The sequence below is a fragment of the Verrucomicrobiales bacterium genome (assembly GCA_016793885.1).
Lineage (GTDB): Bacteria > Verrucomicrobiota > Verrucomicrobiia > Limisphaerales > UBA11320 > UBA11320.
In genome coordinates, this window is sequence record JAEUHE010000053.1 from 14,554 (window position 1) to 41,081 (window position 26,528).

Below are 26,528 nucleotides of genomic sequence, written 5' to 3' on the forward strand. Positions count from 1 at the left end.
ACTTTGCGCGGGGAAATGACCCTCGTCATCGTCCACGGCAAATCGGAAATCGCAGATCTAAAATCCAAAATGCCGACCCTGCATGAAGCCTTTTGACGACGAGTTGCTGGCCCGCTTGTGCTCCCTGGATTCCCAGGGACTGCGGCGGCGTTTGCGTCGCGTGGATTCCCCGCAGCAGTCGCGTTTGCAGGCGGAGGGCCGCGAACGGGTTAATTTTTCATCCAACGACTATCTCGGTCTCGCGAACCATCCCGTGTTGAAAGAGGCGATGATTCATGCCGTCGAGCGGCATGGGGTGGGCAGCGGGGCGTCCCGGTTGGTCTGTGGCTCCCTGGCCCCACATCATGAGCTGGAGGAAGCCTTGGCGGCGTTCAAGCAGACGGAGGCGGCGCTTACCTTTGCGTCGGGATACGCCACTGCAGTGGGAACCATTCCGGCGCTCGTGGGTAAAGACGACTTTGTCATCACGGATAAATTGGTCCATGCGTGCATCATCGACGCCGTGCGCCTCTCGGGTGCGACGTTGAGGGTGTTTAAGCATAATGATGTGGAAGACCTGGAGCGGATGCTGCGCTGGGCGCAAGCCGAGCGGGAGTCCAAGAGCCGGGCCGCCGGAGCTTCGGGGTCATCTCCTGCACCCGCGCCGGGCGAGGGACAGATCCTGGTCATCACGGAGAGCGTGTTTTCGATGGACGGAGATCTGGCTCCCTTGCGGAATGTGGTTGAGCTTAAGGAACGCTACGGGGCTTGGCTAATGGTTGACGAGGCTCATGCCACCGGACTTTTTGGCGAGCGCCGGAGTGGGCTGCTGGAAGCGATGGGTCTGGCGGGCCGCGCGGAGATTCAGATGGGGACTCTGGGCAAGGCCCTGGGAGCCTCCGGCGGATACATTGCCGGATCTAGCGCGCTGATCGATTGGCTGGTGAACCGAGCGCGCAGCTTCATCTTCTCCACCGCGCCGTCCCCCGCGGTGGCTGCCGCCGCGCAAGCGGCGGTGGAGCTGGTGCAGAGCGGGGAAGGGGAGCTGCGTCGCCAGCGTGCTTGGAGCCAGGTGAACCGACTTAAGGAGGCAGTGATCGAGGCTGGGTGGGTATTGCCTCCCGCGCAGAGCACCATCCTGCCTCTCATCGTCGGCGGGGAGGCGGATGCCTTGCGCTTGGGGCAGTCGTTGCTGGAGGCAGGGTTTTGGATTCCGGCGATCCGGTATCCTACGGTGGCGCGAGGCAAGGCTCGGCTTCGGTTCACGGTGACGGCGGACCATACCCTCGAACAAATTAACGCGCTGGGTGAAACCCTGAAGACACTGCGCGCGAGCTGGAATCTCGGCTAATGCATCCGATCGCTCAATTGGACCGCCGTTACGTGTGGCATCCGTTTACCCAGATGGCGGACTGGTCCAAACGCGAGCCCATCATCATCGCCGCAGGGAAAGGGGCGGTGTTGCGGGATGTTCACGGTCGATCCTACTTGGATGCCAATTCTTCCATCTGGACCAATCTGCACGGACACGGGCATCCGCGGATTAACCGGGCGATTCAGCGTCAGCTGGGCAAGATTGCTCATTCCTCCGCCTTGGGGTTTGCCAACATTCCAGCATCGCAATTAGCCGCACGGCTGGTTCGTGCCGCCCAACCGTTGAAAGGGCGCGGGGCTGTCGTCGCTGGCAAGGGGCAGGGACCGACGCTCAGCAAGGTTTTCTTCTCCGACGACGGTTCGACTGCCATGGAGGTGGCGTTGAAGCTCGCTTACGAGTATGCGCGTCGGGTGACCCGCCTCCGTCTGCCACGGTTTCTTTCGCTTCAGGGAGCCTACCATGGCGATACTGTGGGAGCGGTGAGTCTGGGGCACATCGACCTGTTCCACCGGGCGTATCAGCGCCTGCTCTTTCCGGTGGATTCGGTCATGGCTCCCTACTGCTACCGCTGTCCCTTCAACCGCGCCCGGCCGGAACGAGCGGATGCGCGGGAGTATCGACGCTGTCATTGGGAATGCGTGGATCAGGTGGCGCGCAAGTTCGAGGTCGCCAAGCGCAAGCAGCAGCCCTATGCCGGGTTGGTGGTGGAGCCGCTGATGCAGGGGGCGGCCGGAATGATCCCGCAGCCCCGAGGTTGGCTGGCGCGGGTGGCCGAGTTGGCGCGCCACTATGGAACTCCGATCCTGGCGGACGAGGTCATGACTGGCTTCGGGCGAACGGGATTCCACGAACCCGATCCGGGAAAGTCGTCACCTCGGGGCGGACTCTTCGCCTGCCAGTTGGAAGGCGTGACGCCGGACTACCTCGCCGTGGCGAAAGGGTTGACGGGCGGCTATCTGCCCATGGCCGCCACCTTGACCACGATGCCGGTCTACGAAGCGTTTCTGGGGGATTATGAAGAGTTTAAGACTTTTTTTCATGGCCACAGTTTTACGGGTAACCAGCTCGGTGCCGCTGCGGCGTTGGAGAGTTTGTCGCTGTTGGAAGCCCCAGCGGCTCGGCGTTCGCGTTGGCGCTTGCAGCAGCACCTGAATGAAGAGCTCCGGGGGTTGTGGCGACTCCCCAATGTGGGAGATATCCGGCAAGTGGGTCTCGTCGTTGGTGTTGAACTGGTGCGTGATGCAGCGACTCGTCAGGCATTTGATCTCCGGGAGAGAATAGGAATCCGGGTCTGTGAAGCCATGGCAGCGCGAGGGGTTTTGACGCGTCCGATCGGCAATGTGATCGTCTTGCTTCCTCCTTATTGCATGACTCGCGCACAGGTCCGACGCATGGTGGGAGCCCTTGGCTCGGCGATCGAGGAAGTCGCTGCCAGCGTTGCTTAACCTTCTGCCTCGGGGGAGGTCGAGAGTCCACGCCACGTTATCCCAGGTTTCGATCGAACTTGACCCGCGTGGGTTGCTTGGCTAGGTTCGAGGCACTATCAGCCTTCTTGATGTGGGGTTGCGGCCTGATGGAGATTTTGTGCTCCGGCAGGTTGGTAACTTGTTCGTGCTATACTAGAAGTTGTATGCCCAAATTTCCCCTCGGAATCGACGGCTCTACGTGGCGTTCTCTTCAAAAGATTTTCGCCTTTCTCGCGATTGTGGTTTCCCTATCCACACCGGGGAGGGCTCAAGACTCTTTTGTGGAGGTGAACGCTGCGGCCGCCGCAAGCGGTGCAGTTGCATCGGCATCCAGCACGGCCGGGGATCAGACGAGCCAATACGCCAACGACGGTGAAAGTGAGGGCGACAATCTGACGCGAAGTCTTGATGAGTTGAACCCGTGGGTGCGTGTTGATTTTGAGGCTGTGCAGCCCATCGGGCGTGTCGAGTATTGGGGGCCGGACAATTGCTGTTCTGAGCAGACTCGAGACCTGTTGATCACGCTCTTGGATTCGAGCGACGTTGTGGTTTGGAGCTATCAGGCGGTGGGTAATGCTCCGAGGCCGCTCGCGATCAACCTTCCTTCTGCTGTTAATGCCAAGGCAATTCGCGTCGAGCGAGTGCTGGCCAGCCCGGCTTCGATTGCGGTTTCCGAGCTGCGCGCGATTCAGCCCGACGGCACGGCAATCCTGGCTACCGTGGTGACTCATCCGGGCGACCTAAGTGTGGTCGAGAGCGGCACCGCCACCTTCGGACCCGTGGCTGCTGTGGTGGAAGGGGGGCCGCAGGAGCGCCTGACCTTCCAGTGGCAGCGTAACGGAGTCGACATCCCTCGTGCTACCAGCGCCTCCTATACCACCCCGATCGTTGGCTCGGCTGACAATGGGGCGAAGTATCGTTGCCGTTTTTTGCTTTCGGGTAAGTTCACAGACAGCACCGAAGCGATGCTCACTGTTACCGAGGACGCCATTCCTCCGGCGGTTACTGGTATCTCGTTTCTCGGTGGCCGCGGATTGAGTGCCCGAGTCAGCTTCAGCGAGTGGGTGGATGCTGCGACCGCTGAGACCGTCGCCAACTATGTTTTCGCGGGAGGGGTGACGGTCCAATCCGCCCGCCTCCTGCGAACCTACTCTGATGCGGGGGGGACTTACGGCAGTAATGTGGTTCTCAGCCTTTCCGGGCCCCCGATGAACACTGACTACTCAGTTCGCATCGACTCGGTCAAGGATGTGGCAGGCAATGAAATGGCCGCGGCCGCCAACCTCAGCGGCAACGTTGGTTTTTATGAGATCAATCTGGCTCGCGGTGGCATCGCTTCTTCCTCGAGCGTGGATTTCGGAGGCGTTCCGGAGCGTGCCATTGACGGCGATGCCAATGGCGAGCTGAGCGCCGGCACGCTCATGCACAGCCGCGCCGAACCCAATCCTTACCTTCAGGTGGATCTTCCGGCGCCAACCGCGATCGGTCGGATCGTCTTTTGGCGACGCACCGATTGCTGTGATGAGCGGAACACCGATGTGCTTATTACCGTTCGCGATGAGGTTGGAGCTGTTCTTTGGCGTTTTCAGCAAGGCATACCTTCGCCGACGCCGAACCCGCTTGCCTTCAACCTCGACCCGGTGGTCGTGGGTAAGTCGATTCGCATCGAGCGTCAGGCGGAAGCCAACGTGGTCCTCTCCGTGGCTGAGCTTGAGGCGGTCGCGCCCTATGTGAACGTCACGATCGAACCGACCCAAGTTCCGTCCAATGTGGTCGCGTTGCAGGACACCACTGTCACCTTTGGACCTGTGGAAGCAGCGGTTACCGGTGCCCCGGCTGACAAGCTCAGCTTTCAGTGGCAAGTCAACGGGGTAGATATTCCCGGGGCCACTCGTGCGAGTTACACCACCGAACGATTGAGCCTCGCTGACAATGGCAAGACCATCTCGGTGAAGTACCTGCTGTCCGGCGTGGCGGTAACCCGGAGCGCGATTCTGAGGGTGAACCAGGACGTGGTTGCTCCCTTGGTCGCCTCCCACGGGGCCATAGGACAGAATATCGCAATCCGCTTCAACGAGTTGATGAGCGCAACCGCAGGCAGGGCTTCTAACTACACTTTCATCGGGGGAACGATCGGCTTGGCCGAGCTCCAGTCCGACGGGAGGACTGTGGTTCTTCGGGTCACTGGCCTGGGTAACGATTACCGGCTGAATGTCCGTGCCGGGATCACGGACCTGGCCGGCAACTCGATTGTTCCAGTGACTCTCAGCGGGGTGGGCTTTACCAACTACAGCATGGGCACCATTGGCACCAATGGAGTTGGCGATGGCTACACGTCGGGCGGCCAAGTATTCGGGATTCGGCGGAGCGGGGGGATTCGTGCTGCCAACCGCAATGGGGATGATATTCAATTCGTTTACCAGCAGGTGAATGGCGATTTTGACAAGGTGATCCGGTTGCAGCAACTGGATGAGGGAAGCCGCGGAGGTTTGATGGCGCGCCACACACTCGAACCAGTCAGCCGACTGGTAAAGCTAGTTGCCTCCGATGATACCGTGGCCTTCAGGAATCGGATCGTGCTCGATTGGGACGGGAAGACCCCGACCCCCTACGACCAGCAGGGAGCGATTAGCGGTCTGAACGCCGTTCTCGCGAACCGCGACCAATGGCTGCGGTTGAAAAGGACGGGGCAGAGTTTTCATGCTTTTGTGCGGGACAGTGCGCATTCGTGGGCCTTGGTGTTCTCCAAGTATAGCGTCGACATGCCTGGGCAGATGTATGTTGGATTCTTTGTGGGCAACAACGGTGAGCTGCCCGGTCAGGCTGTGTTTAGCGATTATGGGGACTATGTGGCCACCGGCGACACTCAGGCTCCCACGCTTTTGTCCGGCGGCACCTGGGACAAAAAGCGCGTGGGCATCAAGTTCTCCGAGCAGATCCTCGGAGCCTCTGTCATCGCCTCCAACTTCAGCCTCAGCCAGGGCACCGTCACCAAAGCCGTGGTGGGGATCAACGGCGATTCGGTGTACTTGGACGTGGCCGATCTTGCCAGTGACAGTTTTACCGTCACTGCCACGGGGGTTCGGGACCTGGGCGGGAACGTGATGGTGGGCAGTCAGGCCGTCACGGTGACCGTTGACGGCTGGCAGGCTGATGATGAGGGTGTCTTTGTGGATCCGAAGCAGCGTCCTCAGGTCGGTGATGATCCCGCTATCATTGGCTCCTCTACCTTTCTTGCGTCGGGCGATCAGGTAGAAATCGACTACATCGGAGGGGGCTACAATAATTCCTTCGCGGATCGGAACCACTTTGTCTACAAGCCGATCTCGGGCGACTTTGACTGGGCCGTGGAGTGTACGCGGTATGACAAGACAGACAGCCTGGCCGGCTGGGGAAATGGGGGGTTGACCGTGGCGGCCGGCCTCTACGCGGCGGTCAACGTGGACGGAACCCCCATTGAGCCGAACACCGATCTGGCGACCCGCGTGCCTCGGTATTCTGCCGTGACCTACACCTTCGGCTCGGCAAATGGGAACAAGCGGGCGCTGAACACGTGGCGGGATCAGGTAGGAGACGATCAGGGAAACAGCGGAGGACCCGAGTTCACCACCCCTGATACCAACGGTTTTGTTGGAAAGTTTGGAACCTATACTCGTTTTATCAACTCCGCGGGCGAAGCACTCTCCAACACTCGTCCTGACCAGAATCCTTGGTTGCGTCTGGTCCGCGTAGGTACGAAGGTTACGGGCTATTGGTCGCTCTTCGGGAACACCTGGCAGCTGATCGACGGGGAGGGGCGTGACATGCCCAACATCCCAAACGATGCCATCATTGGATGGATGTGCACTACCGACCACAACGGTGGCTATGGCAAGGGGAAACCTAACCATTACGTGGCGGCCAACCTTCGCAATTTCGGACCCTATGCCTCGCTTCTCGATGTGCGCATCCATCCAACCGGATCTGGTTTCGATCTTTTGTTTCGGGGCGGCAAACTCCAGTCAGCATTCGACCCTGGAGGCCCATGGATCGATGTTCCGGGGGGCGACCGAAGTCCGATTCGCGTGTCGGCGGAGGGCGGGCAGCAATTTTTCAGAGTGATCGGGAACTAGGTCTATGAGACCAAAAAAACAGGCCAGGAAGTGATTCCTGGCCTGTTCTGTTTCCGACAATGGTTAACGCGATCGCGTTTTGGCGACGGCTACGATCTAGTGGAGATCGAGTAACTGGGCGGGCGAGGACTGGAGCTTCATCGATCCGCCACGTAACTGATTCAAACCCCAGACAACCACCGCCATGAGCCCGATCACAGCCACGATAAAGAGCACGCTGCGAACGTTCCAAGGCGATGGACGTCCTCGATACCGAGCGCCTCTAGGTGGAGGCGAGACCCGGGGGGCTGCCGGTCTGGCAGTCGCCCGGGCCTTCTCTTCCACTAGGACCGAAGTAGAAGAATTTTTTGTCATTGATACCATCTTACTTAGTTTCTGCCTTCGTGTCCGATGGGACCGAAGGAATATTTTCGTACACAATCCCTTGGGTTCATTCACCCGGCACGCTTCCGGGAAGCCCGGACTGCCAGCTGAGAACCCAGGGTTCAAACGGCAGGAGAAACCCGCTGAATCCCAGTCTGGGAATCATTTCGCTTCTCCCGCCTAGTCCGACTTTATGCTCTAACCGGAGTGCAATGACAAGTAAGTTTAGGTAACTATTAGGTCACGTCGCTACTTCTCATTAGCTCGGTTTCAAGGCAAGGCGGGTCTGGAGGGGCCTTGGTAGGACTGGGCTCCGCCCGTGGGAATCTCGTCGGGGCGGGCCCGGACGTGGTTTGGGTTACTGGAGGCTGGCGGGGAGATCAGTCCATGGTAGCGGCCCATCCAGTAGGCTAACAGCCAGGATCCGCACTCGATGGCTTGCTTACCGTCGGCTCCGCCGTCGAGTTGCAGGGTCCAGGCATCCCACCGCATGGGTTCCCTCTCCCGCGGTGAGAAGGCCCGAATTCCCCCTTTGTAGGTGCGATAGCCGGCGGGGGTCCTCACATCCGCTCGATGGGAGTTGCGGAAGCTCCAGAGACGCAGATCCAGTGGCCATTCTCGGAGGTGCGCAACAGCGGGTTCCTCCTCGCCCACATTTCCAGTCAAGGCGATGTAGACAAAGTTGTACCACGGGTTTTGTTCCACGCGCACCGTCTCGAAACTTCTTTCGTAGCCTCGTTGGTAAAGCGATTTTAAATCCGGATCCTCCTCGAAGCGGAGGAGATTCCACCAACACCAGAAGGCCAGTTGATCCTCGAAGTGAGCCATATCCTCTGGTGGAAAAGTGCTGCGTTGTCGGAGGGTGTAGTCCGGATAGCCCAGTTGGACGAGCTGTTGGTAGGCACTGGCGAACGCCGCATCCCCGGTGTAGTGGGCGGCCGCCTTCATGAAGGACAACACTTCGAGCGCTTGCAGGCCGCGGTCAAACCTTCCTTCGTCCGTCTTGAAGTATTCGGGATCCCAGCGTCCCCAGCGTGTGGGTTTGCCGTCCGAATCGACCAGCTTCCATTGGTGATCGATGAGATGCTTGGCCAGTCGGCCGAGGTGGCGCTTCGCCTGGTCGATCTCCACCCCTTCAGCCGCCAGCTCCAGGAAGAGTCCGATACTGTAAAAGTGGGAACAAATCTCGTCGCTGGAGGTGTCGCCCTTCCATTCGAACGCTCCGTCGCGGGTATCATGCCACTCGGCAGGATATCCCCCGGACCCAACGGCTGACTTATGGCCTGGCTCGCCTTTGGCCCAGACAGCCCGGGCGGGTAGCCCCGGCACTCCGGTCATGTGCTCGAGCCATCGCAGCGCGTGGAACGTGTTGGTGGCTTCGCGCCGCGCCGCCGGGTCGCGGGTGACGGCCCAGCGGTAGCTCTGCGCGGCGAGGTAGTCGCCGCTGTAACCACCGTCGTTGTCGCTCACTTCACGCAACCAGGTGCCCGAGGATTCATCCCATTCCAGTTTGTGGGTGAAGCCCAGACGTTTCATGCCCCAGGCTTCCAAGACCTGCTCGTAGTAGTCTGCCTTTTTCGCGAGGGTGTAAGGCTCTAGTCGGAGGATCCCCAGTCCGCCGTCGGTCGCGCAATACACGGTGTTGCTGGCAAGGACGATGGCTCGAACCTCGTTCCCGGGAAGCCATCGCTTCCCAGCGTAGTAGCTAAAGTCTCCTGAGTGATGACGTATCAGCCCATGAGGAGTGCCTAACCAAAGATCTTGGAAGTTTCCGGCGGCGAGGCAGGTGATCGGTTCAATGGGCAGGCCCTCGGCGCCCGTGATGGAATCCAGGGTCATGCCGCGTAGCCGTTCGAGTCCTCGGTCGGTGCCCATCCAGAGCGAACCGAGAGCCCCGACTAGATCCCTCACGTTGGGGTTGATGAGCGTTCCCCAGTCCCAGGCTTGATCGGAAGGAAAGCCGTAGGTGTCCAATCCCCCAAATCGGCCTCGGTTGAAGTGCGTCAGCCGACCTTGGCCGGCCAGCACCAACGAACCTTGATGGGAGACCAACCGGCGGATGGGGAAGGGGGCCTTTTGGTCTGCTAGAGGCTGCCACTGCTTTCCGCCATCGGCCGGCAATCGAAGCAAACGGTCTCCCTGGGCGGCGACTACGACGCCGCGATGCTCGGTGAGATCGTCGATCGGGATCGGGCCGAACCGTTGCCAGGCGGCTTTGTCGTAGACCCAGGTCTCCCCGTCGGTCATGGCCCAAAGCCGTCCCCCGGCCGTCTTCAATCGACGGATCGATTGAGTTGGGGATTGACCGGTGGGCGATTGCCACTCGCTTCCCACCAGCCGCAGCAAGCCGTTTTGGTGGCCGACCCAGACTTGGTCATCGAGGACCGCTACTGAGATCAGGGGGAATGGAGTGGGAAACGACTGTCCCACCTCCTGCAGATAAACGGAATCCACGATCGCACGTCCGCTGAACGTGCCGGGGAGTTGGCCGGCGGACGCCGTTCGGACGAGGAATAGGATTAGGGCTAGGGCCAGGACGCTGAGTTCCAGGTGGGCCGAGTTGTGAGTGCGGCCGTCGCGGAGGCGGGGTGGCGTGGATGGCCGGTTCGGATTCAGCGAATGATGCATGCCTGATGAGGGTTAGCGGGTCTGCGAGCGGTTGTCCATCCCGGGGGACAAAGGCCCAGGCCTTGGGGGAACGCTGGGATGATTTTCCTTTTCATTCGCCATAATCCGGCAGTCCTCACTTTTAGGACCTCGTCGGCGAGTTTACGCAATTGTCATCTTTACGCCACCGGATCCCAACGGTTCTTCTCTAACTAGGAGGCAGTCTGAGTTTGCCTAAACCTTTGAACTAACGAAAACCATCTCATGAATTTACGTGCCATCGCTTTTCTGTTGTCGGCTATCGTTGCGGCCCCCGCCCATGCTCAGCTGAAGATCACTGAGGTGGAGTCTTCCGAGGCGGGCGGGCTGCATGCGGACTGGTGGGAAATGACCAACTTCGGGAACGAGGCGGTGAGCCTTGACGGATATACTTTCGACGACAGCAGCGCGACGATCGCCAACGGCGCTAGCCTTGGCTCGAGCTTGGCGATTCAACCGGGGGAATCGATTGTCTTTGTGGAAACCATGACCGCGCAGGAGTTTCGGACTTGGTGGGGGAATCTTCTCCCGGCCACTGCCAAAGTGGTGACCTATACCGGCAGTGGTCTGGGTCTGAGTTCCGGGGGGGATGCCGTCAATGTTTGGGATTCGAAGGGGGTCCTCGTGGATAGCGTCAAGTTTGGTGCTGCTCAGGCCGGTGTGAGCTTTGGTTTTGATCCGCTAACCAAGTCCTTCGGCGGGTTGAGCGTGGCCGGTATCAACGGGGCGTTTATCGCTGCTGAGAACGGGGATGTGGGATCGCCGGCGGCGATACCAGAGCCGTCGAGTCTGCTTCTTGGCGGTCTCGCCGTCACTTTGCTGGCCTGGCGTTCCAGGGCTTCACGGCCGATGTGACGTGCGGTAGGACCGGGGGGAGTGACGAGTGCAGAGTGCAGAGTGCAGAGCGCAGAGTGCAGAGTGCAGAGTGCAGAGTGACGAGTGACGAGTGACGAGTGACGAGTGACGAGTTGACCGTAGCGTCGTTCGTTACCAGGACGATTCTCCTTTGGTAACTCATAACTCGCTCCGGGCTCATTTCTCAGCACTCTGCGGGGTCGGGCTCCCTAGCAACCCGGTGAGAACCAGCGGTATGGCTCAGTGCCTCTCCTTTGTATCTTTTTGGAGGTAAGGATGACTGGATTGGGGATCAGTCTCATTTAAGCGCCTGGTAATAACCGGTTGCCCACTTGGCGAAGAAACCGTGCTGGTTGAAGGGCAAGTGCTGAGCGAAGGCGATGGCTACCAGCTTCTCGTGGGGATCGATCTGGCAGTAGGTGGTCGCAGCTCCATACCACCCGAACTGCCCGGGACTGGTCGGGACCGCCCCTCGGCCAGGATCCAGGCTGACTTCAACCCCGAGTCCGAATCCCTTCTCGCGGGTGGAGATTTGCGCTGCATCGGGAAGTAGGGTTAGGTGATTCGCGGTCATCAGTTCGACGGTCTTACGGCCGAGGATCCGATGGCCCTCGAGGGTGCCTCCGTTGCAGAGCATCTGGGCAAATCGAGCATAATCATCGACCGTGCTGAAGATTCCCGCCCCGCCGCTTTCGATGCCGCGGCCCGGCTCGGGCCAAGTGGAAAGAATGGGTTCTGCTTCCTCGAATCCGCCTCCGGGCTTGTTCTGGTAGGTTTTGGCGAGGCGTGCCCGTTTTTCGATCGGAACATCGAATCCTGTATCCTGCATTCCCAGCGGCGTGAAGATCCTCTTTTCCAGAAACGTGCCAAAGCTCAGGCCGGAAACGCGCTCGATGAGAGCACCCAAGACGTCGGTGTTGATTCCGTAGCTGTACTGATCCCCGGGATGGTGTTTGAGCGCCAGCTTGCCAACCTTGGCAATAAACTCCTTCAGGCTAGAACCACTCCACAAGTCGGCCCGCTTGTAACTTCCCTGAAGCGGATCGTTGGCATCAAAATCATAGACCAAACCACTGGTATGGGTGAGCAGGTGCTTGATGGTGATGGGCCGCTTCGGCGCGACGAGCTTAGGGCTTTCGGGGGTTCCCCCGGCCGCCACCTGCAGGCCTTTGAGTTCAGGAAGATAGTTTGCGATCGGATCATCGAGGCTAAACCTTCCCTCCTCGAACAGGACGAGCACCGCGACGCTCGTGATGATCTTCGACATGGAATAGATCCGGCAGATGGTATCGCGCTGCATCGGCAGTTTCTGTTCCAGGTCGCGGTAACCATACGCCTCCACGTCGGCGATTTTGCCGTCGCGTGCCAGCAGAGTAATGATGCCGACATGCTTCGCTTCCTCCACAAACCGTTTCACGGTGGCGTGCGTCACTTCGAGCCGAGTGGCATTGAAGCCCACTCGCGATGGTGAGGCGGAGGGAAGCTGAGCGCCATAGGCGCTCGTTGAAGCCAGGAGGACGGTGGTGAAGGCCAAAGTCGAATAGAATGGCAGCGTCATAGGATGGAGGCATCGTGCAGGGACTCGACACGCTGGGCAATACGGGAATTGTTTACGAGGTGGTAGGGGGCTCGGCGCCAGGGGCCAGGTGTCGGGGTTCCCGCAGATCCCCGGACGGGGCGTTCCTATTTCGGAGCACCCCGCAGGGCGTGCCAGCTCTCTGCCCGGTGCCAGTTGAAATGGGCTCTGAACAATCGTAATCCCTCAGTTTTGTCCGCTTCCGAGACAGTTTTGGTGAGGGACGCAAACTTTCGCGCCACGCGCCAGGTAGTTGCGTTGTTTGATCGAGCCAACGAGTAAAGTTTTGATACGAAGTGCCGATGGATGAAGGGAGAGAGAGTTGTCTTTTTGACCAGTTGCAATTTGTATGAAAACACTAAGCCGTATCGTTCCCTTCACGACTGCCTGGCTCGCCATATCGGCCCTGATCGCCGTCGTAGGACTCACCGAATCCCAAGCCGAAACCAAGAAAAAGAACGCTGAAGTTCAAAGCGTGAATGGCACCGCGACCTATCAGGTGGCTGGAGGCCCTGTCACCGAGATCAAAGCGGGCGACACCATTCCCGAGGGTGCTGTGATCACTACGGCGCCTGGCTCATCGGTCGATCTCTTTCTCGGTCGAAACACGGGCGTTCTCCGGTTGGCCGAAGATTCCGCGCTCAAGATCGCGGTCTTTCAAGAGACTGGGACGGGCGCCGACGTGATCACCGATACCCACCTGGAGCTGCAGAAGGGCGAGTGCCTTGGCCAGGTCAGCAAGCAGAGTTCGGGTTCCACTTATCAGATTACCTTGCCGGACGGCGTGGTGGATCTGAAGCAAAGCCGCTTCCAGATCGCCAACCGCGCGGTGGAGAACTTGACCGAAAATCCGAACGCCAAACTCGGAGGCTCGACTCAGTCCACCATTCGCTTTGTGAGCGGCGAAGGTCAGTTTGTCAAAGATGGCAGTGTGTTCCAGTTCAAGGGTCCCAGCGAATACAGCCCTGCCGCCAACAGCGTCGCACCGCTGTCGGCCGAAACCCGCCAGACGCTAACTGCCGAGTTCAAGGCGATCGAAGCCAAGAGTCCGGAGTCCGGTTCGGAAAACAACCCCTCCAACAACTCGACGCAATTTGCGAAGGTCGACCAGACCGTGGTGCAGCCGCAGGAAACCATCCTGTCGCCCACCACCGGCGCCTCGAACTAATTTAAGTCGAAGAGACCTCTTTACGGGGCGCGAGCCCCTGCGAATCCCCGCGGCCGATACACAACGGCTTGCGGGGATTCTGCTTTTTTGAGGGATGGACCTAGAACAACGGAAGGAAACCACGGATTTCTCGGACCGCACGGATGAGCGAAGATATGAACGGACCACCTCAACTCATCCCGCTCCACCTTCAAGGAAACCATCAGCGAATCGGCGCGACACTTTTCTAGTTCAGAGTTTCATACGTGTGCCGATATCAAGGCAGGAGAATGTTGTAAAAACCCATCTGTTAACCTTTGTATGAAATCACTAAGTCGTAGTATTCCCTTCCTCACCACTTGGTCCGTTGCTGTTGGCTTGATGACGGTGCTGTCCACTCACCCCGCGCAGGCTGTCGTGGGAGGCGCGGTAGTCGCCGGCGGAGTCGTTGTGGAGAATAATAACGAGAACGAGGCAGCGGAGCAAAATGCTAGTAAGCAAGGTGCCGAGGTTCAAAACGTGACAGGGACGGCAACTTATCAGGTGGCAGGCGGACCGGTGATCGAGATCAAGTCTGGAGTGATCATCCCCGAAGGTGCTGTCATCAATACATCGCCCGGCTCCTCCGTGGATCTATTCCTTGGGAAGGGAGTCGGCGCGTTGCGGGTGACAGAAAGTTCGACCCTTCAGATCGCGGCACTTCAGCGAGTGGATGCTGGATCAACCACTGTGACCGAAACGAGGTTGGTGCTGCAAAAGGGGGAGATCCTTGGCGACGTGAAGAAGCAGTCTGGCGGTTCTACCTTTGCCATCACGCTGCCTGACGGTGAGGTGAGTACGACCAAAGGCCGCTTTCAGGTCTCTAATCGGGCTTTGGACAATCTGGCAGACAATGCCGGACGAAGCGTTCAGGGGGGGGTGACTCAATCGACCGTTCGGTTTACCGAAGGCCAGGGGAGCTTCTCCAAGGGTGGTCAGGTTTTCTCATTTAATGGTGCAGGAGAGTACAACCCGGGATCGAGTGGTGTGGCGCCGTTGGCTCCGGAAGCCAAGCAGTCCTTGGCCCAGCAGTTTGACAGCCTGAAGTCGAATACGGGCAACACTGGGGATTCCGGCAATCAGTTTGTCGCGGCAAATCAGAACAGCGTGCAGCCGCAGGAGACCCCGTTGTCGCCTACAAGCGGAAGCTCGAACTGAACACTGGGTTCTCCGGTGAGCGCTAAGAGGCGCACCTCTTCCGTTCGAACGGTTCAGCTCCCTGCGACCGCCATGTGCTGGTGGTCTGCAGGGAGTGTCGTTTCGTGGGGCAGGGGTGAGTGGTGAGTGATGAGTGACGAGTGACGAGTGACGAGTGACGAGTGACGAGTGACGAGTGATGAGTGACGAGTGACGAGTTGGGAGCGTCAGAGCTCTCCCGTGTTCCCGCACCCTCGTAATCGTAATCGCCCCCCTCTTTGTAGCGTCGTCCGTCCCCGGACGATTCCCCTTCGGCAACTCATCACTCAGTTCCTTCCACCCGCCGGCGAATGGAGTGACCTCAGGGATCGGCCTACAAACGGGAGTTTGTTGACCGCGAAGGACGCAAAATGACGCGAAAAAGAACCCGTTTTGCGAACTGGAAAGGCAAGAACGGTCCCTAGCGTGGAGAGCCACCGGGGGTGCCAGCACCCCCGGCTTATCTCTGCGAACCCCTTGGGTCCGGGGCCTCAACCTCAAGTGATGAACTCCCGTGTCACCTCACTGGTCTAGTCCGGATTTTTGGGGGTAAAGGGGAAGAGAGGGCTGCCGCACTCCATAGGCTCGCGACCAGGCCTTTGCAACGTGCGCTCGACGGCTGGCCGAGCGCGTGGCAGCGTTCGCCCTGATGCGCGCACGCCAGCCTGCTTTGCGGTTCATTTTTCTGACGCTGTTCCTGGATATTCTCGGGATCGGATTGATCATTCCCATCCTACCCAAGCTGGTGGAGAGCTTCTTCTCGAACAATGTTCCGGCCGCCGCCAGCCTGTTCGGCTTGTTGGCCGCGATCTACTCCTTGATGCAGTTCATCTGCGCTCCCATTCTGGGAAGCCTGTCGGATCAGGTGGGGCGGCGCCCGGTGATCCTGATTTCCCTGCTGGGCTCCGGATTGGATTATCTGCTGCTGGCCTTGGCTCCGAGTCTGGCGTGGTTCTTCGTAGGACGTGTGATCGCGGGAATTACCAGCGCCAATATCAGCGCAGCCACCGCCTATATTGCCGATATCAGCCCGCCGGAGAAGCGCGCCGCCAATTTCGGGATTGTGGGAGCGGCGTTTGGCTTGGGGTTTATAGCCGGCCCTGCGTTGGGGGGGATGTTGGGTGACCATGACCTAAGGTTGCCATTCTTTGTGGCTTCGGCCCTCAGTTTGGCCAACTGGCTTTATGGATTCTTTGTCTTGCCGGAGTCCTTGGCTCCGGAGAATCGCCGGCGCTTCACCTGGGGACGGTCGAATCCGATAGGTTCATTGAGGGCTCTGGGGCGCTTTCCGATCGTTCAAGGTATGTCGATGTGCGCCTTTCTGTTGAACCTTTCCCAATATTCGCTGCATGCGACCTGGGTTCTGTACACCAGTCATCGCTATCACTGGACGACCGCACAAGTGGGAGCCTCTCTGGCAGTGGTGGGTCTGATGGCAGCGATTGTCCAGGGAGGACTGGCCCGTCGTTTGATACCATTGCTCGGCGAGGTGCGTTCCCTGACCATCGGCCTGATGCTCGGAGCACTGTCGATGTTCGGCTACTGTTTCGCCACCCAAGGCTGGATGATCTATGTCATCCTGGTGATAGGCTCCTTGGGTGGGATTGCCGGCCCTGCGTCGCAGGGAATTATTTCACGCAATGTTCCGTCGAATGAGCAGGGAGCGGTGCAAGGCGCCTTGGCGGCCTTGGGGAGCGTGGCTGGGTTCATCGCACCGATCATGGCTACCAGTCTGTTCGGCTTCTTTATTGGAGATCGGGCGCCGGTCTATCTTCCGGGGGCTTCCTTTTGTGTCGGGGGCATGTTGATCTTAGTCGCCTTGGCGACCGCCTTGCGCACCCTGGCCAAACATCCCCAGCGGGCGAGCTCCGCAGTGTGAATCCGAACTCCTCAGGGTCGGTCCGGGTTACAGCCCCAAACGTTTGGCGAACTCGGGGGCGAGTTCGGGATGAGCACCCAGGGCGGTTCGAATCCCGTCATTGACCCGGGCATCACCCAGGCGGCCAAAGTCGGACTTTTGAAGTATTCGATCCAGGTAGAGCTGACGGAGCGCTGGATGTTCCCAGAACGGATCCAGATCCAGATCGGTGCCGGACACTTCCGGAGTGCCTACGGAAGACAGCGGCCAGCTCACCGCGAGGAAACGGATTTCACGCACCAGGGGATCGTTGCGGCTGAGATGCTGCGCGAGCTTATGGACGTCGGGGAGATAGCGGAAAACAATGTCTGCTGACCAATCGGCTGAAGCCGTCCGTGCCTCGGGACAGGGCGACTTCAGGGCTGCCACGATCGCAGGTTCCCCGATGTCGCGGCAGACGACGAATTGGCAGGCGTGGTAAATCACTGAGCTAGCCCAGGCTGCCACCTCCAGCGAGAGGGGGGGAGCTTCTCCAATCAGGTCGGCACGGGCGATTTCCTCGCAGTGACACAAGAACTCGAGCGCGGCCTCATCGAGAGGAGGCGGGGATCCGGAACCGACCGCCACTTTTCCCTCGCTGGTGAGCGACTGCAGGAAGTCTACCAGGCGGTTCGGGACCTTCGAGCTGTGAGTCGAGTCGGGCACGTGGGAACGATTCTCTCAGGAAGCGGCCTTGAGCTTCTTCTCGAGGATCTCTCCGGCGAGCGCGGGGTTGGCCTTGCCCTTGCTAATTTTCATGACCTGACCTTTCAGGAAGTTGAGCGCGGCACCCTTTCCGGCCTTGAAATCTTCCACACTCTTGGGGTTGGCTCCGATGACTTCATCGCAGATTTTTTCGATGGCTCCGGAATCGCTGACCTGGGCGAGTCCTTTCTGGTCCACGATGGCGGCGGGAGCGGTGCCGGTGGCATGCATGTCGGCAAACACATCCTGGGCGATTTTGCTGCTAATCTTTCCGGAATCGACCAGTTCCACCAGTTCCACGAGATGCTCCGGCTTGAAGCGCAGGTCGCCGAGGGTCTGTTGATGCTCGGCGAGTTTGGCCCGCAGATTATTGATTACCCAGTTGGCAACCCCTTTCGGATTTTTCGCTCCCGTGGCGGCTCGGGCGAAGTAGTCGCCCAGCGGGACGTCGTTCTTAAAGACCTCAGCGTCGGAGGGCGGCAGTTGGAATTGGGAAATGAAGCGTAGTTTTCGGCTCAGAGGGAGTTCCACGGCTCGGGCTTTGACCTTCTGGATCCAGGCTTCATCGGGAGTGAACGGCATTAGGTCGGGCTCGGGAAAGTAGCGATAGTCGTGAGCATCCTCCTTGCTCCGCATGGGTTCGGTGATTCCCGCCACGTCATCCCAGCGGCGCGTTTCCTGACGAAGCCTGCCGCCCTGGCTGACCACCTCGATTTGACGTGGGATCTCATACTCCAGGGCGCGACGGACGCCCGAGAAGCTGTTCATGTTCTTGATCTCGATTTTGGCTCCCAGCTTCGTTTCGCCCTTGGGACGGACGCTGATATTGACATCGCATCGGACCATGCCCTTTTCCATGTCGCAGTCGGAGATCTGGCCATAGGTGAGAATGTCCTTGAGCGCGTTCAGGTACTCGTAGGCCATATCCGCGCTGGTGATATCCGGTTCGGAGACGATCTCTAGCAGGGGCACTCCCCCGCGGTTGAAGTCGACGCCGCTGTGGCGGTCGAAGTGGGTGCTCTTGCCGACATCCTCCTCCAGGTGAGCGCGCGTGATGCGCACACGGGCGACCTTTCCCTGGAACTCGAAGTCGACGTGACCGTTCTGGGTGGACGGTTTGTCGTATTGAGTCACCTGGTAGTTCTTGGCCGAATCCGGGTAAAAATAGTTCTTCCGATCGAACTTGGCGAAGCGGGGGATCTCGCAGTTCAAAAGGAAGCCGGTGAGCACGGTCAGTTCGAGCGCTTCCTCATTGGCGACGGGGAGGACCCCCGGCAGACCGAGGCACACTGGGCACACCTGGGTGTTCGGATCGGCTCCGTAAGCATTGGCGCAGCCACACCACATCTTGGAGCGCGTGCGCAGTTGCACATGAGTTTCGAGCCCGATGACTGCTTCGTATTCCATAAGTCCCTGCCTATTTGCCACAGGGTAGGGGAGATATAAATCGAAAAGAGAGGAATAATCCGCTGGATCCCGGCCTTGGCCGTGACGGGGGCGGAGCCGGCCGGCAACCGAGACCGAGCGACGTGTCCGGCTCTGGTGCGAGGCTGTCTCGTTTCGTGCAACGAGTAGCGCCGGTCTGCTGGCCTTTTGCCCGAGCTCCGAGAAGGAGGCCGATCCATGGGTTGCGCCTCAGCCACTTGCGGAGAAGGAGGCGCGAGCTGCGTTTCCCTGTCGGCGGGCCCGCGGAGGGCCCAAGATCTGCTGGAGTAAGGTTTACATTGGTGAACGGTGGCTCCTCTGGTGGACCGAGGGCCGAAGCGGGTGGAGGGAAGGTCCAGCCTTGGATCGGATGACATCGGATTGGCTGTACAGGTGGGGTGTCTTCCGCTTCTGGATTCGTAGGTGTTGCTTCTTTCGCATGAAGACGATGAACAAGGACTCAGCTCGGATCCGGGAAGGATTTGGACAGGTGGAGGCCGTCCCGGTGACGGGTTCGAATTCTAGTCCAGGTGCGACGTTGCCACCGTCAGCCGATTTTCACTGGAGTGCAGAATGGCGGCGGCTCGGGATTCTCTCGCTGATGGGCGTTGTGGTGGTCTGGGGCGTTCTGATGTTTTTTCCGGGCCGACTGGCGACTTCCGCAGCGGTGCTGCTCAGCGCCTCCTTTGCCGCCTACGCGGCGCATGCGGTCACTAGGCCCCTGAGACGGCAGGCTGCCGAGCTGCGTGCCAGCGAGGAGCGAAATCGGGTAATCGTCGAGTCGGCTCAGGACGCCTTTGTGCTCATGGATTCGCAGGGCAGAATTGTGCAGTGGAACCGCCAAGCTGAGGTCATCTTTGGCTGGCCGCGTGCCGAGGTGATTGGTGCCATCCTGGCTGACACCATCGTTCCCGTGCGTTACCGCGAGGCGCATCAGAAAGGGTTGGACAGATTTCTTCAGTCGGGAGTGGGGCCGGTCCTCAGCCGGACGATCGAAATTTCCGCCTTGCGACGCGATGGAAAAGAGTTTCCGGTCGAGCTGAGCATCAGTCCGATCCAGGTGGGGGAGGGATTCTGTTTCAGCGCGTTCCTGCGGGATATCACCGCGCGAAGGGAGGCGGAGGAGCTGTTGCGTCGGTCCCGCGACGAGACGGAGCTGCTGCTGGCCTCATTGCCGGCGGTGGTCATTGTGGTGGACACTCGCGGTCAGGTGGTGCGGTGGAACCCCGCTGCGGAGCACTTGTTCGCGATCAAGGCCTCAGAAGTGGTAGGGAAGCACTTTTTCGACGCCCCCATCAAATGGAAGTGGAACCTACTGCGGCAGGCGGTGATTGATTGCTTTGCCCACAGCCATCCCATCGAGCTGGCGAACGTGGCCTTTGAGAAACCGAACGGCAAGGACGGGTGCCTGCAGCTCATCCTCTCTCCGTCGCGGCAGAACGACGCGGCGGGTTTGAACTTTATCGTCCTGGGAATCGACATGACCGACCATCGGCTGCTCGAGGGCCAGCTTCGTCAGGCCCAGAAGATGGAATCGATCGGCCAGCTCGCTGCTGGGATCGCCCACGAGATCAACACGCCCACTCAGTTCATTGGCGACAACCTGCGGTTTCTCAAGGACGGGTTTTCGGATCTGGGCAGCGTGGTCGCCTGTCTGGAGCGGATGCTTCAGGAGGCAGCTGCGGGCGGATCAATTTCGGCGTCCGAGCTGGATGCGGCGCGCACGGCGGTTGAGCAGGCTGACTTGACGTATCTCATGGGGGAGATTCCCAAGGCCATCAACCAGTCCCTCGACGGCACGGATCGCGTGGCGAAGATAGTCCGGGCGATGAAGGAGTTTTCGCATCCCAGTGTGGACGAGCGAAAACCCATCGACCTCAATCGATCCATTGAGAGCACGCTGACCGTGGCGCGCAACGAGTGGAAGTATGTGGCCGACCTGGTTCTGGAGCTTGGCTCCGACCTCCCGCCCGTCCCGTGCTTTCCGGGGGACTTCAACCAGGTGGTTTTGAACTTGGTGGTAAACGCGGCGCATGCGATCGCCGAGACTCCAGCCGTCAAGTCCGGAGGGAAGGGAAAGATTACTGTTCGGACGTTCTTGGTCGACGGCTGGGTGGAGATACAGATCCAGGACACCGGCATGGGGATTCCAGCCGCCATCAAGGACCGGATCTTCGATCCCTTCTTCACCACCAAGGAGGTGGGCAAGGGCACTGGCCAGGGTCTATTCATTGTCCACGCCGTGGTGTCCGAGAAGCACGGCGGTCGAATCTCTTTTGAAAGCACAGTGGGTGTTGGAACCACCTTCAAGGTCCAGCTCCCCCTGCGCCCGCAGGTGAACGCCACTAACAACACTCGAGCTGCATGAAAACGCGAATTCTGTTCGTCGACGATGAGCAAATGGTTCTGTCCGGGCTTCAGCGGATGCTGCGCCCCATGCGGCAGGAATGGGAGATGGTATTTGCCAACAGCGGGGCTGAGGCGCTGGCGCTGGCTGCCACTCAATCGTTCGAGGTGATTGTTTCCGACATGCGCATGCCGGGCATGAACGGCGCGCAGTTGCTCCAGGAGATGATGAGGCTTCACCCGCGCACCGCCCGGTTCATTCTGTCCGGCTATGCCGACAAAGAATTGATCATGCAGTGCACCACCACTGCGCATCAGTTTCTGTCCAAACCGTGCGATGCCGAGGTGCTGATCAGCTGCATCAAGCGGGTTATCAGCATTGACGCGCGGCTTGAGAATGAAGCGTTAAAGGCCATGGTTTCAGGGCTGACGACCCTTCCCAGTCTGCCGAAGGTGTATGCGCAGCTGAACACCCAGTTGGAAAACTCGAGGAGCTCATCGGAGGTGATCGGCCGCTTGATCGCTCAGGATCCGTCCATGACTGCCAAGGTTCTCCAGTTGGTTAACTCCGCCTTTTTCGGGCTTCAGCATCAGGTGGTGCATCCGGTGGAAGCGGTCGGTTTTCTGGGATTTGAGACCGTCAAGGCCCTGGTTCTCTGGGTTCACATCTTTGGAGAGCATATCGACCCGCAAGTTCCTGGCTTCTCCATGGACGGCTTGTCCCGGCATTGCCTGATGACTGCGACGTTGGCGCGGGAAATCATCGTATCGCAGGGGCATGATCAAAAGGCGGGAGACGAGGCATTCACCGCGGGGCTCCTTCACGATATCGGCAAACTGATCCTCGCCATCAACCTGCCTCAGCAATACGGCCGTGTGATCCACCACTCCGAGCAGGCGGGCTTGCCGCGCTGGCGTGCGGAGTGCGATATCCTCGGCGTGCACCATGCGGAACTGGGAGCCTATCTCATCGGGCTTTGGGGGCTTCCGTATGGAATCGTGGAGGCGGTCGGCTTGCATCACCATCCATCTGCTGGAGAGAGCCGGGTGCTTTCCGCACCTGGGGCGGTCCACATTGCCAACGCCCTGGTGCATGAGCTGAAGAGCGATGACTCCGAGGGCGTTGCTCAGCTCGATGAAGCCTATTTAGCCCGCATTGATTGTTTGACTGAACTCGAGGTGTGGCGCGGTCGCTTCCGCCTCAACTTGGCCCCTAAAAACTCACAGAAAGCGTGCGCATGAAAAAGATCCTCTTTGTCGATGATGACGAGAACATCCTCGGTGCCTTCCAGCGACAGTTCCGTAAGCAGTACACGATCGAAACGGCGTTGGGACCCGAGCAGGGCCTGACGGCCATCGAGAGCGGCGACAGTTACGCCGTCCTGGTCGTGGACATGAATATGCCGGGTATGAACGGCGTGGAGTTCTTGAAGCGGGTGCGGGCGCGGTGTCCGGACATCGTCCGGGTGATGCTCACCGGAAATGCCGATCAGAATACGGCGGTGCAAGCCGTCAACGAAGGTCATATCTTCCGGTTTCTCAACAAGCCATGTTCTCCGGACCTGCTGGCCGGCGCGCTCGATGCCGGATTGCGTCAGCATGAGCTGATCACCGCCGAGCGCGACCTGCTGGAGAACACCCTGAGCGGGAGCGTTCGGGTTTTATCGGAGATGCTGTCCATGGCTCTGCCAAAAATTTTCGAGCGTTCACGCGCGATGAGGGAGGAGGTTCGCGTGCTGGCACGTCATTTGGGCGAGCGCAGCACCTGGGATGTGGAAGTGGCTGCCATGCTGGCGCAGATCGGCTTTGTCGCCATCCCGCCTGAGGTCATTTTGAAGGCGCGCGCGGGGCAGCCGCTCACCCCGACGGAGAAGCTGATGGTCGAGCGCGTGCCGGAGATTGGCCACAACCTGCTCGCCAAGATCCCGAGAATGGAAAAAGTGGCCCGCATCATTCTCTATCAGGCCAAGCAGTTCGACGGAGTGGGCTATCCTGCCGATGGAGTGGTGGGGGACAAGCTCCCGCTGGGCGCGCGTTTGCTGAAGTTCCTCGGTGATCTCTCGCAGCTTGAGGCCAAAGGGCTCACGCGAGCCAGCGCCCTCGAGCTGATGCGTTCGCGTCCGGGTCATTACGATCCCCTGGTTCTGGATGGGGCGATCGGATGTTTTGATCCTCAGTCGCAATCGTCTGTCGACAATGAGGTCCCGCCTGTCCCCATGAGCTTTAAGCAACTGAGCGTTGGGTTGGTCCTGGCGGCGAATGTGGAGACTCCGGACGGCTCGCTGATCGTCTGTGCCGGCAATGAGGTGACGCAGATATTGTTGGAGCGGCTGCGGAATTTCTCCACCACGGCTGGCATTCGCGAGCCGATCTACGTACGCGCTCTCAACAAGGCGGGGACGGCTCCGACCCTCCCGACCGTTCCGACCGCGGCGGCGGCTTAGAGAGCTTCCTGTAGTCTAGAAGGGAGAATGGCCCTGAAGCGACAGGGACCGGGGAGTGTTTGCCCACGGAGCACGCGGAACACACGGAGCGTACCACCCGCAGAAGCCCCCCTTTCGGATCCGCTTGGTCTGTGTGATCCGCGGGCCATCGCATTCGCTCCCCGGTTCCTACTTCCCCTGTGCGTGGAGTCTTCCCTGTTCTCCGGCTCGCAGGACTTGGAATGGCTGACCGATGGCTTGGCACGTGGCTACGAACAGGTCGGGTGACGCGGTGTTGAATTCGAACAGTTCGTAGTGGCAGGGCACCACGCAGCGTGCGCCGATGTCTCGCGCGAGCTCGGCGGCTTCGCGACCATCCAGATTGCCGGCGACTCTCCGCTCCGGCCGATCTCCATTGATGGGGAGAAACGCGAGGTCCACCTTCCAAGGGGTCAGCCACTGTTCCATTCCGGGATACCGCAGTGTGTCTCCGGAGTGGTAGAGTCGCCAGGGTCCGGCCTCGATCACAAAACCCATGAAGCGATGCCGACCGAGCTCGTCGGTCTCCAGGGTGTTGTGGGCGGAGGGAATGCCATGAAACCGGAAAACATCGTCGCCGAACGAGGCGCCCGCCGTCAGGCCTATGGGCCAATCGGCCGGAGTGCCGAGTCGCTCGGTCGCGAAAGCTCGATTCGCCTCGGGCAACACGAGTCGGACGTCCGGGCTGGCGTTTCGAATGCCGAGCAAGGTTTCCCGGTCCAGGTGATCCGTGTGGTTATGGCTGGAGGTAACCCAGTTGACAAAGGTGAGTCGCTCGGGGGCGATCACTCGTTCGGTCATTCGAACGTGCGGCTTGTCCGTGGAGGCGTATTTGAGCGTCAGCGAATCGGAAAGATAGGGATCCAGCAGCAGGAATCGGTCTTTCCATTTGACTAGAAACCCGCTTTGGCCGAGCCACCAATAGTGCAGGTGAGGGGAATCCGCCGGGACGCTCTGGATATCGGCGAGCAACTGTTCATCGGATTGGAGCGGACGGATCATACTAGGACGCCAGACTAGAGGGTGTCAGCTGTCCCGTCAAATTGGCGATTTACGATTTCGGATCTGCTCGGATGGGATAGATTCAACCCTTCAGGGATCCGTGGGCAACCCCTGTCCCTCGTGATCGTAATCGTGATCTGCGGCCCTCACCCAGAATTTATCACGCCCGTAATTCCCGTGGCAAAATCAGTCGCTGCTGCTACGTTCCGCGCATGATGAAATTTGGATGCGCCCTGATTTGTGGAATCGCCCTGGGAGCCGCGGCTTTCTGGTATTTTACAGTGGGACGCTACTCCACCCAGACCGGAGGGACGTCTTCCGCTGGCGCGCCGAGCCGCTCGGCTCCGGTGATTCCTGGGCTTGATCGATTCTCCACCGACGAGATCAAGGCGGAGCTGGAGAAAACCGGCTCGATCGTTCGCGAGAAGGCGCGGCAGGCAGGCGCGACCATTTCCGATGCGGCAGCCAATGCGCGGATCACGGCCACCATCAAGGCCAAGTTTCTCAAGGACTCCGAGCTGCCGTCGTTTCAGATTGGAGTGGACACCACCGATGGAGTGGTGACGTTGTCGGGCAAGGTGACCTCGGTGGATGCCGTGTCACGGGCCGTACGGCTTGCCTTCGAGGTGGAGGGGGTGACCAAAGTGTACTCCACCATCCAGGTTGTGGCTCAGGACAAGCGTTGAACCTACTTCCGCTCGACAAAGAAGACACTCTTGTCGGGTCCTTTAATGCCAGCCGCGGCCAGCGCGGGGGGGGCGGCGGCGATGATTTGGCTGTTGGTGCCGCCGTAGCTCGTGGTTTTAGTCCAGGCGTGGAGTTCGATGAGTGTTCCACCATCGACCAGCTTTAGATTGACCACCTCCGGGGCAGGGTCTTTGAGTACGGCTGGGTTGGCTTTGGCGACTTCCAACAAGGTGGCGTGAGCCTTCGCCAAGTCGCTGGCGACTCCGACACTAATCTGGAGATCGATCCGGCGGGTCGGGTTGGCGGTGTAATTGGTGATGGTAGCGCCCATGATGGACGAGTTGGGCACAATGATTTTCTTGTTGTCGGCAGTGTGGAGCGTGGTGGAGAACACTTCGACCTCCTCGACCGTGCCCTCGATGCCGGCGGCGTTGACGACGTCGCCCTTACGGAAAGGACGGAAAACCACGATAAGGAATCCAGCCGCGAAGTTGGAAAGGCCACCTTGGAGCGCGAGGCCGATCGCCAGACCGGCGGCCGCTATCACGGCGGCGAACGTTTTGGTGTCCACGCCTACCTGTCCGAGGGCGCTGATGACGACAAAGGTCATGATCGCCGCATGAGACAAGTTGCCCACGAAGCCGGATATCGTCTCATCGATGTTCCGTTTCGTCAGGAGCTGTCGGACCATTCGGCGCGCGATTCCGGCAGCCACGTAGCCGATGAAGAGAATTGCGATTGCCGCCAGGATATTCACGCCCCAGACGGCCACCTCGGAGGGCAGCCCGGTGGCTTCTTCGAAGCGAGTGAGCCAGGTTTGGTGGGGTTTAATGATGGCGGTTTCGGGCAGCTTTATCACGGGTTCCGTGGCGGCGGCTTGAGCAAACAGCAAATAGTTCAGCATAAAGTGGTGATACGCCCTGGATACGGGCGGACGAAATCATGAAAAGCAATATTTCCGTTGGCAAGCGGAGTTTGAAGGCAGGAGAAGGGGTAGGTGGGAGGTGGGAGGTGGTAGGTGGGAGGTGGTAGGTGGGAGGTGGTAGGTGGTAGGTGTCGGGTGTCGGGTGTCGGGTGTCGGGTGTCGGGGTCTTGTCCTGAAATAGGTTGTCACTCTATGAACGAAAAAGCGAATGGAGTGAAGGGTGCAACCCGATACAGTGAGGCCTTTAAAATGCAGATTGTTCGGGAGCTGGAAAAGGGAGAAATCAATTATACCGACTGTGGGCGCAAGTATGGTATAGGAGGGAAGGCTACTTTGCAGAAGTGG

Annotated in this window: 18 protein-coding genes; 11 read left to right on the top strand and 7 right to left on the bottom strand. The window is 59.6% G+C overall.

All coding sequences use genetic code 11. The features are described from left to right. Window positions 1-82 precede the first annotated feature (82 nt). From JNN07_07025 to JNN07_07035, 3 genes are all read left to right on the top strand, one after another. Window positions 83-1,330, top strand: coding sequence for an 8-amino-7-oxononanoate synthase (locus JNN07_07025; protein MBL9167478.1), 1,248 nt, complete (start codon window positions 83-85; stop codon window positions 1,328-1,330). Beyond that, window positions 1,330-2,799 carry an adenosylmethionine--8-amino-7-oxononanoate transaminase gene (bioA, locus tag JNN07_07030; protein ID MBL9167479.1) on the top strand — a complete coding sequence of 490 codons (1,470 nt, stop codon included), beginning with the start codon at window positions 1,330-1,332 and terminating at the stop codon, window positions 2,797-2,799. Before JNN07_07025 ends, bioA begins: the two co-directional genes overlap by 1 nt. Window positions 2,800-2,984: 185 nt before the next feature. Further along, window positions 2,985-6,932 (top strand): Ig-like domain-containing protein, encoded by a 3,948-nt coding sequence (locus JNN07_07035; protein MBL9167480.1) that lies wholly within the window; start codon window positions 2,985-2,987, stop codon window positions 6,930-6,932. A 96-nt stretch (window positions 6,933-7,028) separates the two neighbouring features. Here the strand turns inward: JNN07_07035 and JNN07_07040 are convergent, their stop codons facing one another. After that, on the bottom strand, window positions 7,029-7,286 hold the full coding sequence (locus JNN07_07040) for a hypothetical protein (protein MBL9167481.1): 258 nt from the start codon (window positions 7,284-7,286) through the stop codon (window positions 7,029-7,031). A gap of 279 nt (window positions 7,287-7,565) precedes the next feature. After that, window positions 7,566-9,923 (bottom strand): hypothetical protein, encoded by a 2,358-nt coding sequence (locus JNN07_07045; GenBank protein MBL9167482.1) that lies wholly within the window; start codon window positions 9,921-9,923, stop codon window positions 7,566-7,568. A 243-nt stretch (window positions 9,924-10,166) separates the two neighbouring features. Here JNN07_07045 and JNN07_07050 point away from each other — a divergent pair, with 243 nt between their 5' ends. Then, window positions 10,167-10,796 carry a lamin tail domain-containing protein gene (locus JNN07_07050; GenBank protein MBL9167483.1) on the top strand — a complete coding sequence of 210 codons (630 nt, stop codon included), beginning with the start codon at window positions 10,167-10,169 and terminating at the stop codon, window positions 10,794-10,796. Between the two features lie 298 nt (window positions 10,797-11,094). Here JNN07_07050 and JNN07_07055 read toward each other — a convergent pair whose 3' ends face one another. Further along, entirely contained in the window at window positions 11,095-12,354 is a 1,260-nt protein-coding gene (locus JNN07_07055) for a beta-lactamase family protein (GenBank protein MBL9167484.1), read from the bottom strand. A 367-nt stretch (window positions 12,355-12,721) separates the two neighbouring features. Between JNN07_07055 and JNN07_07060 the strand changes: the two genes are divergently transcribed. The 3 genes from JNN07_07060 to JNN07_07070 all read left to right on the top strand — a co-directional run bounded on the left by JNN07_07060 (window position 12,722) and on the right by JNN07_07070 (window position 16,613). Continuing rightward, window positions 12,722-13,540, top strand: coding sequence for a hypothetical protein (locus JNN07_07060; GenBank protein ID MBL9167485.1), 819 nt, complete (start codon window positions 12,722-12,724; stop codon window positions 13,538-13,540). Window positions 13,541-13,840: 300 nt separating this feature from the next. Beyond that, window positions 13,841-14,716, top strand: a complete 876-nt coding sequence (locus tag JNN07_07065) for a hypothetical protein (protein ID MBL9167486.1) — start codon at window positions 13,841-13,843, stop codon at window positions 14,714-14,716. A 667-nt stretch (window positions 14,717-15,383) separates the two neighbouring features. Then, the gene (locus JNN07_07070) at window positions 15,384-16,613 is read left to right on the top strand and encodes a TCR/Tet family MFS transporter (protein MBL9167487.1); all 1,230 of its coding nucleotides are present in this window, start codon (window positions 15,384-15,386) and stop codon (window positions 16,611-16,613) included. Window positions 16,614-16,640: 27 nt separating this feature from the next. Here JNN07_07070 and JNN07_07075 read toward each other — a convergent pair whose 3' ends face one another. Both JNN07_07075 and gatB read right to left on the bottom strand, forming a co-directional pair. Beyond that, complete coding sequence (locus JNN07_07075; protein ID MBL9167488.1) at window positions 16,641-17,297, bottom strand: hypothetical protein; 657 nt, start codon at window positions 17,295-17,297, stop codon at window positions 16,641-16,643. 15 nt (window positions 17,298-17,312) lie between these two features. Next, window positions 17,313-18,743 (bottom strand): Asp-tRNA(Asn)/Glu-tRNA(Gln) amidotransferase subunit GatB, encoded by a 1,431-nt coding sequence (gene gatB, locus JNN07_07080; GenBank protein MBL9167489.1) that lies wholly within the window; start codon window positions 18,741-18,743, stop codon window positions 17,313-17,315. Window positions 18,744-19,209: 466 nt separating this feature from the next. On the opposite strand from gatB, the gene JNN07_07085 reads away from it, so the two are divergent. The 3 genes from JNN07_07085 to JNN07_07095 are packed head-to-tail and all read left to right on the top strand — an operon-like array spanning window position 19,210 to window position 23,551. Then, the gene (locus JNN07_07085; GenBank protein MBL9167490.1) at window positions 19,210-21,129 is read left to right on the top strand and encodes a PAS domain S-box protein; all 1,920 of its coding nucleotides are present in this window, start codon (window positions 19,210-19,212) and stop codon (window positions 21,127-21,129) included. Next, window positions 21,126-22,349: an HDOD domain-containing protein gene (locus tag JNN07_07090; protein ID MBL9167491.1), complete on the top strand. Its 1,224-nt coding sequence runs from the start codon at window positions 21,126-21,128 to the stop codon at window positions 22,347-22,349. Before JNN07_07085 ends, JNN07_07090 begins: the two co-directional genes overlap by 4 nt. After that, complete coding sequence (locus JNN07_07095) at window positions 22,346-23,551, top strand: response regulator (protein ID MBL9167492.1); 1,206 nt, start codon at window positions 22,346-22,348, stop codon at window positions 23,549-23,551. Before JNN07_07090 ends, JNN07_07095 begins: the two co-directional genes overlap by 4 nt. Before the next feature lie 168 nt (window positions 23,552-23,719). On the opposite strand, the gene JNN07_07100 is transcribed toward JNN07_07095, so the two are convergent. Next, window positions 23,720-24,571: an MBL fold metallo-hydrolase gene (locus JNN07_07100; protein MBL9167493.1), complete on the bottom strand. Its 852-nt coding sequence runs from the start codon at window positions 24,569-24,571 to the stop codon at window positions 23,720-23,722. A 212-nt stretch (window positions 24,572-24,783) separates the two neighbouring features. Here JNN07_07100 and JNN07_07105 point away from each other — a divergent pair, with 212 nt between their 5' ends. Next, window positions 24,784-25,257: a BON domain-containing protein gene (locus JNN07_07105; GenBank protein ID MBL9167494.1), complete on the top strand. Its 474-nt coding sequence runs from the start codon at window positions 24,784-24,786 to the stop codon at window positions 25,255-25,257. A 2-nt stretch (window positions 25,258-25,259) separates the two neighbouring features. Here JNN07_07105 and JNN07_07110 read toward each other — a convergent pair whose 3' ends face one another. Then, window positions 25,260-26,162 carry a mechanosensitive ion channel gene (locus JNN07_07110; protein MBL9167495.1) on the bottom strand — a complete coding sequence of 301 codons (903 nt, stop codon included), beginning with the start codon at window positions 26,160-26,162 and terminating at the stop codon, window positions 25,260-25,262. Window positions 26,163-26,528 lie beyond the last annotated feature (366 nt).